The sequence below is a fragment of the Pseudomonas sp. NFACC56-3 genome, from assembly GCF_900100025.1.
GTDB classification, from domain to species: Bacteria; Pseudomonadota; Gammaproteobacteria; order Pseudomonadales; family Pseudomonadaceae; genus Aquipseudomonas; species Aquipseudomonas fluorescens_AA.
Genome location: NZ_FMTK01000003.1, coordinates 58,123 through 69,787, shown reverse-complemented (window position 1 = coordinate 69,787; position 11,665 = coordinate 58,123). Strand labels below are relative to the sequence as shown.

Annotated in this window: 9 protein-coding genes; 6 read left to right on the top strand and 3 right to left on the bottom strand. The window is 63.9% G+C overall.

Annotated features, from left to right (window positions below):
• The first annotated feature begins 83 nt into the window (after window positions 1-83).
• The 5 genes from BLO80_RS05505 to codA all read left to right on the top strand — a co-directional run bounded on the left by BLO80_RS05505 (window position 84) and on the right by codA (window position 5,422).
• Window positions 84-1,163 carry a hypothetical protein gene (locus BLO80_RS05505; RefSeq protein ID WP_092331415.1) on the top strand — a complete coding sequence of 360 codons (1,080 nt, stop codon included), beginning with the start codon at window positions 84-86 and terminating at the stop codon, window positions 1,161-1,163.
• Between the two features lie 83 nt (window positions 1,164-1,246).
• Window positions 1,247-1,603 carry a 6-carboxytetrahydropterin synthase QueD gene (gene queD / locus BLO80_RS05500; RefSeq protein ID WP_025212792.1) on the top strand — a complete coding sequence of 119 codons (357 nt, stop codon included), beginning with the start codon at window positions 1,247-1,249 and terminating at the stop codon, window positions 1,601-1,603.
• A 181-nt stretch (window positions 1,604-1,784) separates the two neighbouring features.
• On the top strand, window positions 1,785-2,615 hold the full coding sequence (locus BLO80_RS05495; protein ID WP_092331418.1) for an alpha/beta fold hydrolase: 831 nt from the start codon (window positions 1,785-1,787) through the stop codon (window positions 2,613-2,615).
• 275 nt (window positions 2,616-2,890) lie between these two features.
• Window positions 2,891-4,162 carry a cytosine permease gene (codB, locus tag BLO80_RS05490; RefSeq protein WP_092331421.1) on the top strand — a complete coding sequence of 424 codons (1,272 nt, stop codon included), beginning with the start codon at window positions 2,891-2,893 and terminating at the stop codon, window positions 4,160-4,162.
• 12 nt (window positions 4,163-4,174) lie between these two features.
• Window positions 4,175-5,422 (top strand): cytosine deaminase, encoded by a 1,248-nt coding sequence (gene codA / locus BLO80_RS05485; protein ID WP_092204177.1) that lies wholly within the window; start codon window positions 4,175-4,177, stop codon window positions 5,420-5,422.
• A 195-nt stretch (window positions 5,423-5,617) separates the two neighbouring features.
• On the opposite strand, the gene BLO80_RS05475 is transcribed toward codA, so the two are convergent.
• Complete coding sequence (locus tag BLO80_RS05475) at window positions 5,618-6,610, bottom strand: diaminopimelate epimerase (protein WP_092331427.1); 993 nt, start codon at window positions 6,608-6,610, stop codon at window positions 5,618-5,620.
• 232 nt (window positions 6,611-6,842) lie between these two features.
• Here BLO80_RS05475 and BLO80_RS05470 point away from each other — a divergent pair, with 232 nt between their 5' ends.
• Window positions 6,843-7,994: an MFS transporter gene (locus BLO80_RS05470; RefSeq protein WP_092331429.1), complete on the top strand. Its 1,152-nt coding sequence runs from the start codon at window positions 6,843-6,845 to the stop codon at window positions 7,992-7,994.
• Between the two features lie 106 nt (window positions 7,995-8,100).
• Here BLO80_RS05470 and BLO80_RS05465 read toward each other — a convergent pair whose 3' ends face one another.
• Both BLO80_RS05465 and BLO80_RS05460 read right to left on the bottom strand, forming a co-directional pair.
• The gene (locus BLO80_RS05465; protein ID WP_092331432.1) at window positions 8,101-10,539 is read right to left on the bottom strand and encodes a TonB-dependent siderophore receptor; all 2,439 of its coding nucleotides are present in this window, start codon (window positions 10,537-10,539) and stop codon (window positions 8,101-8,103) included.
• A gap of 97 nt (window positions 10,540-10,636) precedes the next feature.
• The gene (locus BLO80_RS05460; RefSeq protein ID WP_092331434.1) at window positions 10,637-11,632 is read right to left on the bottom strand and encodes a FecR family protein; all 996 of its coding nucleotides are present in this window, start codon (window positions 11,630-11,632) and stop codon (window positions 10,637-10,639) included.
• Window positions 11,633-11,665: the final 33 nt, after the last annotated feature.

Below are 11,665 nucleotides of genomic sequence, written 5' to 3'. Positions count from 1 at the left end.
GTGCCGCCGCTATCGCGAGCAAGCTCGCTCCCACAGGGTTTTGTGTCGTTATAATCAGCCGCTTACCCGTATTCGAGACCGGTATGACCGCCATTCACATCAAGTTTCCCGCCCTCACCCTCAAGGCCGGTCCCCGTGCGTTCGGGCGGATTCGCCAGGCCGGCCTGAACGCCGCCGACGTCGGCATCCTGCCCGGCGCCGCCGGTGGCCCCAAGGCCCTGGGCATCCAAGGGCTGGACCTGGCGCTGTTCGGCGAATGGCTGCCCGCCGCGCCCCGGGAACGCTCGCTGATCGGGGCCTCGGTGGGAGCCTGGCGCTTCGCCAGCGCCTGCCTGCCGGACGCCGCCGAAGGGATCCGGCGCCTGGGCACCTTGTATAACGAACAAAGCTTCGCCAAAGGCGTGACCATGGCCGGTGTCAGCCAGAGCTCGCAGCGCATGCTCGATGACTTGCTCGACGGCCGCGACGCCTCGATCCTCGATAACCCGCGCTACCGGCTCAATATCATGGTCGTCAAGAGCCACGGCCTGCTCGCCCAGGATCATCGCGGCCGGCTGGGCCTGGGGCTGTCGTCGGTGATCGCCGACAACCTGCGGGGCCGTGCCCGGCTGTCGCGGCATTTCGAACGGTTGATCATCCATGACCCGCGCCTGGCCCCGCCCCTGCATCCGCTGAACGACTTTCCGTCGCGTTTCGTTCCGTTGGCGGCCGGCAACCTGCGCCAGGCCCTGCTGGCGTCAGGCTCGATCCCGATGGTCATGGAAGGCGTGCGCGACCTGCCGGGCGCCGGTGCCGGCACCTACCGCGACGGCGGTCTGCTGGACTACCACCTCGACCTGCCCTACAGCGGCGAGGACATCGTGCTCTACCCGCATTTCACCGACCGGGTCATTCCCGGCTGGTTCGACAAGGGCCTGCCGTGGCGTCGGGGCAACGTCGACCGTCTGCAGGACGTTCTGTTGCTGGCACCGTCCCGGGAATACCTGGCGCGCCTGCCCTACGGCAAACTGCCAGACCGCAACGACTTCAAGCGCTTCATGGGCGATGACCCGAGCCGCCGCAAATATTGGCGTACGGCGATGGACGAGAGCCGCCGGCTCGGTGACGAGTTCCTGGAGCTGACGGCCAACGGTGGCTTGGGCGAGCGTTTGCTGACCCTTTAGTCAGCACGGTCGCGCAACGCCGTTATCAAACTGATAAACTCCGCCGCCTGCCTCGCGACCGCGACCTTAAAGAGCCCGAACCTGTGGAAATCTTCAAAGAATTTACCTTCGAATCCGCCCACCGCCTGCCCCACGTGCCGGAAGGCCACAAGTGCGGCCGCCTTCATGGTCACTCGTTCAAGGTGGCGATCCACCTGAGCGGCGATATCGACCCGCACACCGGCTGGATTCGCGACTTCTCGGAGATCAAGGCGATCTTCAAGCCCCTCTATGAGCGTCTGGACCACAACTACCTCAACGACATCCCAGGCCTGGAAAACCCCACCAGCGAAGTGTTGGCCAAATGGATCTGGAACGAGTTGAAGCCGTTGCTGCCGGAACTCAGTGCCATCCGCATCCACGAGACCTGCACCAGCGGTTGCATCTACCACGGCGAATAAAAACCTGTGGGAGCGAGCTTGCTCGCGATGACGGCGGCACATTCAACGCCTAGGTGACAGACAGACCGCAATCGCGAGCAAGCTCGCTCCCACAGGCTTGGCTGCCATCACTGTGTTTTCCTGTCCCGGCAGCATTGGCCTATGCTTGCTCCCCTGAGCCATTTTCAGGGGAGTATCGAGCATGACCCACTGGCCGCTGGATCAAACCTACGACTTCAACGGACACCCCATCCGCTACGCCATCCAAGGCGATGGCCCGCCGTTGGTGTTTGTCCACGGCACGCCCTTCTCTTCCTACGTGTGGCACCGGATCGCCCCGCTGTTCTTCACCACCCACCGGGTGCATTACTTCGACCTGCTGGGGTATGGCCAATCCGCGCAACCCGATGCCGACGTGTCCCTCGGCGTGCAAAACCTGTTGCTCGCACAATTGCTGGAGCATTGGCGCCTGGATTGCCCGGACGTGGTGGCCCATGACTTTGGCGGTGCCACGGCCCTGCGCACGCACCTGCTCAACGGCAAGGATTACCGTAGCCTGACCCTGATCGACCCCGTGGCGCTGTCGCCCTGGGGTTCGCCCTTTGTGCAGCATGTCCGCCAGCATGAAGCGGCCTTCAGCGGCCTGCCCGATTACATTCAGCGGGCCATCGTACCGACCTATGTCCGCGGCGCGATCAAACGGGACATCCCCGACGAAGAGTTGGCGCCCTACGTGCAGCCGTGGCTCGGCGAGCCGGGCCAGGCGGCGTTCTACCGGCAGATCGCGCAGATGGACGAACGCTACACCCGTGAAGCCGAGGGCCTGTATCCGAACGTGCGCTGCCCGACCCAGATCCTGTGGGGCGAGGATGACCAGTGGATCCCCATCGAGCGCGGCCGGGCCCTGCAACGGATGATCCCGGGGGCACAATTTCACCCCGTTCCAAATGCCGGGCACCTGGTCCAGGAAGACGCACCGGAAGCCATCGTGGCGGCGGTGTTGCGGTTTCTGTCATTGTCCTCTTGTACCTGAAGAAACCGCATCCCTGTGGGAGCGGGCTTGCTCGCGAAGGGGGTGTGTCAGCCAATATATTCGTACCTGACTCACCGCATTCGCGAGCAAGCCCGCTCCCACAGGGGATCTGCATGCGCAATGAGATCTGTGTTCCAACTTGAATCACTCGCGCACCGCTTTCGATCCTTGCGCCCACCCAATCCCCTGGATTGTCTATAAATAACCTCGCGATCACTCGTTTGGCACGGCCGCTGCACGCTTGCGATATTCCCCTCATCCGCAAGGACCGCCACATGACTCAGAACGATCCGGGCAACGACTACCCCTTGAGCGAAGTCCCGATGCATGCCCGCAAGGGCCTGGCCTCCACGGCCATGGTGCTGCTGGGCTTCACCTTTTTCACCGCCACGATGTTTGCCGGTGGCAAGCTGGGCGTGGCGTTCGGCTTTGCCGAGATGCTCACCGTAATTGTGATTGGCAACCTGCTGCTGGGCCTCTATGCCGCCGGCCTGGGTTACATCGCCTTCAAGAGCGGGCTCAATTCAGTGTTGATGGGGCGTTTCTGTTTCGGCGAGGTGGGCAGCAAGCTCAGTGACTTGATCCTCGGGTTCACCCAGATCGGCTGGTACGCCTGGGGCACGGCGACGGCGGCAGTGGTGCTGGGCAAGTATTTCGAATTGAGCGAGAGCACCGTGCTCGGGTTGATGGTGCTGTTCGGCCTGGGATTCTGCGCCACCGCCTACATCGGTTATCGCGGGCTGGAAATCCTTTCGTACATCGCCGTACCGGCCATGATGTTGCTGCTGATGCTGTCGATGTGGGTGGCGACGGTGAAGGTCGGCGGCTTCGAAGGCTTGCTGGCGGTGGTGCCTACGGGCAGCCTCGATTGGTCCACCGCCATCACGCTGGTGTTCGGCACCTTCGTCAGCGGCGCGACCCAGGCCACCAATTGGACGCGCTTCTCCCGCTCGGCGAAGGTCGCGGTGCTGGCGAGCCTGATCGGCTTCTTCCTGGGCAATGGTCTGATGGTGCTGATCGGCGCCTACGGGGCCATCGTCTATCAGCAACCGGACGTGGTCGAAGTGTTGCTGCTGCAGGGCTTCGCCATGGCGGCGATGGCGATGCTGCTGCTCAACATCTGGAGCACCCAGGACAACACCATCTACAACTTCGCCGTGGCCGGTTGCAACCTGCTGCGCACCCGCCGGCGCAAGACCGTGACCCTCTGCGGCGCGGTGATCGGCACGCTGCTGGCCTTGTTGGGTATGTACGATCTGCTGGTGCCGTACCTGATTCTGCTGGGCACCGTCATCCCACCGATTGGCGGGGTGATCATGGCCGATTTCTTCTTCCGCTGGCGCGGCCGTTATCCTCGCCTGGCCGAGGCGCAACTGCCGGCGTTCAACTGGCCCGGGCTGTTGGCCTATGGGCTCGGCACACTCGCCGCGTTCAATTCGCCATGGGTCGCGCCACTGGTAGGAATCGCCACCGGCGCGCTAACGTATGTGTTATTGATCGGCGTAATGGGTACTCGCACCGCTGATACACCTCTACAAGACCTATAAAGGATTCGCCCGATGCACATCATCAACGCCCGCCTGCGCAACCACGAAGGCTTGCATGAACTGCACCTGGAAAACGGCCTGATCGCCAACATCGCCCGTCAGACCGAAGCCCCCAGCCTCGGCCCGGAAGACCTCGACGCTGGCGGCAACCTGGTGGTCCCGCCCTTCGTCGAACCGCACATCCACCTGGACGCCACCCTCACCGCCGGCGAACCGCGCTGGAACATGAGCGGCACGCTGTTCGAAGGCATCGAGTGCTGGGGCGAGCGCAAGGCCACCATCACCCAGGAAGACACCAGCACCCGCGCCAAGAAAACCATCCAGGCCCTCGCCGCCCATGGCATCCAGCATGTGCGCACCCACGTCGACGTGACCGACCCCGAACTCACGGCCCTCAAGGCCATGCTGGAAGTGCGCGAGCAAAGCCGTCACCTGATCGACATGCAGATCGTTGCGTTTCCCCAGGAAGGCATCGAGTCCTACCGCAATGGCCGCGAGCTGATGGAAGAGGCGATCCGCATGGGCGCCGACGTGGTGGGCGGCATTCCCCACTTCGAGTACACCCGCGACCAGGGCGTCAGCTCGGTGAAATTCCTCATGGACCTGGCCGAACGCACCGGTTGCCTGGTGGATGTGCATTGCGACGAAACCGACGATCCGCACTCGCGCTTTCTCGAAGTGCTCGCCGAAGAAGCCCGCAGCCGTGACATGGGCGCCCGCGTCACCGCCAGCCACACCACGGCCATGGGCTCCTACGACAACGCCTACTGCGCCAAGCTGTTCCGCCTGCTCGGGCATTCGGGCATCAGCTTCGTCTCTTGCCCGACCGAAAGCATTCACCTGCAGGGGCGTTTCGACACCTTCCCCAAACGCCGTGGGGTCACTCGGGTCAATGAACTGCTCGAAGCCGGGATGAACGTGTGCTTCGGCCAGGACTCCATCGTCGACCCGTGGTATCCCCTGGGCAACGGCAACATCCTGCGTGTACTCGAAGCCGGGCTGCATATCTGCCACATGCTCGGCTACCGCAACTTGCAAAGCGCCCTGGACCTGGTCACCGACAACAGCGCCAAGGCCATGGCCCTGGGCGAGCGCTACGGGCTGGAACCGGGGCGCCCGGCGAACCTGCTGATCCTGTCGGCGGACAGCGACTACGAAGTGATCCGCAGCCAGGGCTTGCCGCTCTACTCGATTCGCAATGGCGAAGTGCTGATGAAGCGGCAGATGCCGGTGGTGGAGTTTGCGCAGCAGCCGGGCTGATTCTCCTGTCGGCGAGCTTGCGACGGCGGTGGGTCAGGTGCATTGATGTTGGATGTACTGCCGCCATCGCGAGCAAGCTCGCTCCCACAGGGGCTCTGTGTCGGACACAACATCTATGTCCACTGAAGATCCCTTGTGGGAGCGAGCTTGCTCGCGATGGCGGTATAAACCGCACCGCAAAACCTCCAGAACGCCCTACGGCACAAGCCGCGCCGTACCGAACAACCTGACCCGCACCAACTCGCCCGCCTCTTCTTCCAGCAAAATCGGCGCCGTGCCACCGGGCATCACCACCCTCACCGCTCCCGCCTTCACCCAGCCCACCCGCCACGCAGCACTGGCCACGGCGCTGGCACTGGTGCCCGAGGACGCGGTAGGGCCTTCGCCGCGCTCAAACACCCGCGCCACGATTCGCCCTTCGGCCTGCAGGCTGGCCCATTGCAGATTCACCCCCGCGGGGCACGGCAGCCCGGCGCCACCCGGGGCGGCATAGGCGATGCGAACCAGGCTTTGCGACAGCGCCGCAGCGCGCATCTGAGAATTGCTCGGCAACGCCTCGGCACCGTCCACCAGCGTCACGCAATGAGGATTGCCAATGTTCACGAACTGGCTGTTGCCCCACGCCGGGTTCAACCGTTCAAGCGCCGCCACACGGCTGACATCGCGCTGGTTGAACATCACACTCTCGACATCCTGGGCACCGACGGCCCCGGGCCCGAACAGCGGTTTGCCCAAGTCCAGCCAGAAGCCTTGGGCGCCTTCGAATTCAGCGGCGCGAACCGAGGTTTGCAGCGGTGACAAACCGTCGGGTTTATCGTGATGCACCTGCAGCAAGCAATCACCCGTCCCCGCCATCAAGCCCTGCTCTTGCAAGGCCTGGGAGAAAATCGTCAGGCCATTGCCGCTGCGCTCGGCCAGTGTCCCGTCGGTATTGACGATCAACAGATCAAAGGGCGGTTCACTCTGGAACGGGCCAATCAGCAACCCATCACTGCGATGCGCCTTGCCATCCGGCGGCGCCTCACCCGGCGCCCAGGCGCAGAACGCGTGCACGGCCGCCGTTGCCCAGGACTCGCGGGTCTGCGCGGCCTGGGCGGCCGACTGAGGCAGACCGATACCATGGTCACGGACCTGCTGCGGTGAAACGACTCCATAGAGATTGCCGCGTGCGTCGTAGAACGGTGCCATGCATCGGGTCCGGAGAAAGCCAGGAGGGGCCGGTAGTTTAGGCGAAGCCTGTCAGGTTCGACAGGTGCGCAGCCGTCTGGTGAACCCGTACAAGGCCCAGTGACCCGCAATGTCCGAGGAGGGGGCTTCAGGGCTTTGGCACCTTGGGGTCGCGGTGCGGTCAGTGAATATGCAAGCATAGCCCCCCAGCCTGCACCACCGCACTGCACTGCACGAAAACCAAGGACGTTTCATGACTGCCATTACGCCCCCGCCCACCTTTGTCCCCGGACGCCTGGAACAGATGTCCACCCGCATCGCCTACCTCATCGCCGGCATCGGCATCGCCGCCTGGGCGCCGCTGGTGCCTTATGCCAAGGTGCGGGCGAACCTGGATGAAGGCACCCTCGGCTTGCTGCTGTTATGCCTGGGGGTCGGGTCGATCCTGGCGATGCCGATTTCCGGCGCGCTGGCGGCGCGGTTCGGCTGCCGTCGGGTGCTCAGCGGCGGCACGCTTCTGATCTGCCTGGCGCTGCCGCTGCTGGCGACAATGACTTCCCTGCCCTGGCTGGTGGCGGCGTTGTTCCTGTTTGGCGCCGGGCTCGGCACCGTGGACTCGACCGTGAACCTGCAAGCGGTGATCGTCGAGCGGGCCAGTGGCAAGACCATGATGTCGGGTTTCCACGGCATGTTCAGCCTCGGCGGGATCATTGGCGCGGCCGGCGTGAGCGCCCTGCTCGGCCTGGGGCTTTCGCCGCTGGGGGCGACGCTGGTGGTCAATGGCGTGCTGTTGGTGGCGTTGTTCAAGGCGGCGCCGCACCTGTTGCCCTACGGCAGTGAAAGCTCGGGACCGGCGTTCGCCATTCCCCATGGCGTAGTGCTGTTTATCGGCATCCTCTGCTTCATCGTGTTCCTGGCCGAAGGCGCGGTGCTGGACTGGAGCGCCGTGTTCCTGACCACCGAGCGCGCGGTGGATAGCGCCTATGCCGGGCTGGGTTATGCCGCCTTCGCGCTGACCATGACCGTCGGCCGCCTGACCGGCGATTCGGTGGTGCATCGCCTGGGGGCCAAACGCGTGATCATCTATGGCGGGTCGATCGCCGCCGCGGGGTTCCTGCTGGCGACCCTCGCGCCGATGTGGCAAGCGGCGCTGCTGGGGTATGCGTTGGTGGGTGCCGGGTGTTCGAACATCGTACCGGTGCTGTACACCGCCGTCGGCAAACAGACCCTGATGCCGGAAGCGATCGCCGTACCGGCCATCACCACCATCGGCTATGCCGGCATCCTCGCCGGTCCGGCGCTGATCGGCTTCGTCGCCCATGGCAGCAGCTTGAGCTTTGCGTTCGGGTTGATTGCGTTGTCGCTGGTGGTAGTGGCGGCCAGTGGCAAAGTGTTGAAGGTCTGATGCCTCCACACAACGCTTATGGAGAGGAGATTTATCTGTGGCGAGGGGATTTATCCCCTCGCCACAGGATTGGGTTCCAAGCCACAGAATCTTGCTTGACTCTCGATCAGAACCCCACACTCGCCTGCACAAAGAACGTACGCGGTGCACCGACGTAAATGCCCGAGTTGTTGTCGCTGGAGCGGGTGTAGTACTGATGATCGAACAAGTTCTTCACCCCCGCGCCGACTTTCAGGTTCGACAGCTGTGCACCGAAGTCATAGCCGGCGCGCACATTCCAGAGCACGTAGCCCGGCATGTCGCCGTACTGCCCATCGACGGTGCCATCGGTGATGTAGTCGCCGCTGAAGCTGCCATCGGCGTTCACATTGTTGCCCGGTGAGCGCTGCTTGGACTGGGCAAAGGCGTCGAGGTTATAGGTCCAGCGATTGACCTCGTAACGCAGGCCCAGGTTGGCCACCTGGCGGGAATAGAACGGCAGGTCGCGGCCCTTGAAGCTCGGGATCTCGCCTTCGTAAGTCGCGCGGGTGTAGGTGAAACCGGCGTTGGCGGTGAGGCCTTCGAGGCGTGGGTCGAGCGCGTCCATGTCGTAGTGCACCGAAGCCTCCAGCCCCTGGTGCTTGGTCGCGCCCATGTTGGTCCAACCCACGTCGTTGCTGATGTATTGCAGTTCGTCGTCGAAGTCGATGTAGAACAGCGTCACTTCCCCGCCCCAGACGTCATCGTTGTAACGCGTGCCGACCTCGTAGGTCTTGGCTTTCTCAGGGCTCAGGCCATTGGCGGTGTTGTTGCCATCGCCGCCCTGGCCGAGCTGGAAGTATTGCAGGCTGCCGAACGAGGTCTCGTAGTTGGCGAACAGCTTCCAGGCATCGGACAGGTGATACATCACGCTCAGGGCCGGCAGCGGTTCGTTGCTGTCGATGCTGCGACGTTTTTCCTGCACGGGGCGGCCGGCGGTGTCGAGTACCGGGCGGTCGTGCCATTCGGTGCTGATGCTTTCGAAGCGGATACCCGGGGTGATGGTCCACTGGCCGATATCGATCTTGTCATCGATATACACCGCGTGGGCTTCCGTGCCGCCGGTACGGTCCTGATAGACGTGGCCATCGGCCCCCGGACGCACCACCGGTTCGTTGTTACGCAACGCCAGGCGGCTGGCCTCTTCGTGCATGCCTTCCTTGAGATAACGATAACCGACGCTGGCTTCCTGGGTGGTGGGGCCCAGGTCGAACACGTGGGACACCCGGGGTTCGATGCCGAAGGTGTAATAAGTGCGCGGGTAGGACACCAGGTTGCGCTGGTCCCGGGAGGCGATGGTGCTGCCCCGGTAGCTGTCGGAGTAATAGGTCAGCACTTCGCCCTGGGTGCGCTCATTGATCTGGCGGATCCACTTGAACGACACATCCTTGCGCCGACCACTGAAGTTGTCCCAGTCGCGGTCGGACTGGTACGGGTCCGCGTCGTACTGGGCCTGGGTCAGGCCGCCGGGCATGTCGGCCTTGGCGTCGTAGTAGTGGAAATTCAGCGAGAAGTCGTCGACATCGGTGGGGGCCCAATGGGTCTTGAGAATCACGTCGTCGATGTCGTTGCCGTTGTTGCTCCGGCGATACCCATTGCCGTTGACGCCCGAATACAACAGCGCCACGCCCAGGCCATTGTCGGCGGTGCCGCCGAGGAAGGCCGTGTCGATGTGCTTCCAGCCGCCGCGCTGGGAGGTTTCCAGGGTGGTGCCGATTTCACCGGTGGCTTTCTCCGGAATGGCACGGGTCACGAAGTTGATCACCCCACCGACGTTCTGCGGCCCGTAGCGCACCGAGCCGGCGCCGCGCACCACATCGACGCTGTCCAGATTGCCCAGGGCAATCGGCGCCATGGACAGTTGCGGCTGACCATAGGGCGCGAACGCTGCCGGTACGCCGTCGATCAACACCGTGGAGCGTGGCGACAAACGTGAGGTCAGGCCACGCACGCCGACGTTCAGGGAAATATCGCTGCCGCCCGTGCCGTTGGCGTCTTGCACCTGTACCCCCGGCACCCGCCGCAGCACGTCGCCGAGGTTCATGGCGCCCTGCTCCACCATCGCTTCGCGGCGGATCACCGTACGCGCACCTGGGTGGTTCTGTACCACTTCGGCGTTGGCATCGCCGAGCCAGTCACCAACCACCTGGATTTCAGTCGCCCCCAGTTCCAGCGGGCCGTCGTTGGACGCCGAAGGTGCTGGCAACACGGTCACCGATCCCTTATCGATCTGGTATTGCAGGCCACTGCCCTGCAGCAATTGGCGCAAGGCCGCTTCCGGGGACAAGTTGCCGTCCACCGCCGGCGCTTGTTTACCGGCCACCGATTCGGGGCTGAAGAACACCTGCAACGCGGTCTGCTGGGCGAGCTGGCTCAGGGCTTGCCCCAACGGTTGCGCCTGGATGTGAATGGCGGTGGCGGCCTGATCGGCGAACGCCTGAGGCATCGCGGCGCTGACCGCCAGGGTCAGGGCCAGGGGCAGCCAGCGTACGTGGGTACGGTTGTTGTTTTTGGCGGTGGTTTTCACGTCGAACCTTGTCCTGTTGATCGCAAGAATACGCGTCTGTTAATGCAAACCAGTTGCAGTTGGACAAGAAGACGAAGAACTCGGAAAAAACCTGAATCTATCGTGCGATTATTTCCTGGCTGCCGTCATCCAGGTTGCGCACGGTCACCGGCAGGATGTTCGGCAGCGCCTTGAGCAGCGCCTCGGGGTCGTCGGCGCGGAACACGCTGGTCAGGCGCAGGTTGCCCACCGCCGCGCTGCCGACCCGCAGGGGCTGGGTGCGATAACGAGAGACTTCTTCAGCCACTTCCTTGAGCGGCGCGTCGTTGAACACCAGTTTGCCATTACGCCAGGCAGTGAGCGCCTCGGTGTTGACCGCGTAAGGCGTGGCGACGTTGCCCTGGGCATCGATCTGGGTACCGAGGCCCGCTGTCAGGCTGACCAACTGAGCCGGGGACGCGGCGCGGCCCTGGACTTGGCCCTGGACCTTGACGCTGCCCTGCGCCACCGCCACCCGGGTCTTGTCGGCATCGCGGCGCACATCGAAGCGCGTCCCGGTCACCGTCACCTGGCCGTTGCCCGCATCGACGGTGAATGGCCGGCCTGCATCGTGTTCGACGCTGAACAGGGCCTCGCCTTCGGCCAGCTCCACCCGGCGCTGGCGGTGTGCGAATTGAATACGCACCCGGCTGCGACTGTTGAGGTCGATCATCGAACCATCCGGCAAGGCGATATGCCGACGCTCGCCAAGGGCGGTGGCGTATTCGCCGCTGTAGTCGGTGGAAGAACTCAAACCGCTGAACAGCCCCAACCCCAGCGCCACCGCGAACAGGCCGGCGGCGACGGCGTAGCGCAGCAGCGGCCGACGCTTGGGACGTTCGGCGGGAGGTTCGCACAGCGCTCGCAGGCGTTCCTTGGGCAGCAGGTCCGTGGCGCTCCAGATACCCTGGAGCAATTGAATTTCGTCACGGTGGTTGGCATGTTCGTCCAGCCAGGCTTCGAAACGCTGGCGCTCCTCGACACTCATGGCCGGCGCTTGCAAACGCACGAACCATTGCGCCGCCGCGTCGCGAACCCTGTCCTGCCCGCACGGGCATTCACGGCTATCCATCATGGAAGGTCCTGTGGCTCAGGTGGAAGAAGACGA

Bases quoted from the DNA above. Each gene is read 5' to 3' on its own strand.
- BLO80_RS05505 (WP_092331415.1), top strand. From the start codon at position 84: ATGACCGCCATTCACATCAAGTTTCCCGCCCTCACCCTCAAGGCCGGT.
- BLO80_RS05495 (WP_092331418.1), top strand. From the start codon at position 1,785: ATGACCCACTGGCCGCTGGATCAAACCTACGACTTCAACGGACACCCC.
- codB (WP_092331421.1), top strand. From the start codon at position 2,891: ATGACTCAGAACGATCCGGGCAACGACTACCCCTTGAGCGAAGTCCCG.
- codA (WP_092204177.1), top strand. From the start codon at position 4,175: ATGCACATCATCAACGCCCGCCTGCGCAACCACGAAGGCTTGCATGAA.
- BLO80_RS05475 (WP_092331427.1), bottom strand. From the start codon at position 6,610: ATGGCACCGTTCTACGACGCACGCGGCAATCTCTATGGAGTCGTTTCA.
- BLO80_RS05470 (WP_092331429.1), top strand. From the start codon at position 6,843: ATGACTGCCATTACGCCCCCGCCCACCTTTGTCCCCGGACGCCTGGAA.
- BLO80_RS05460 (WP_092331434.1), bottom strand. From the start codon at position 11,632: ATGATGGATAGCCGTGAATGCCCGTGCGGGCAGGACAGGGTTCGCGAC.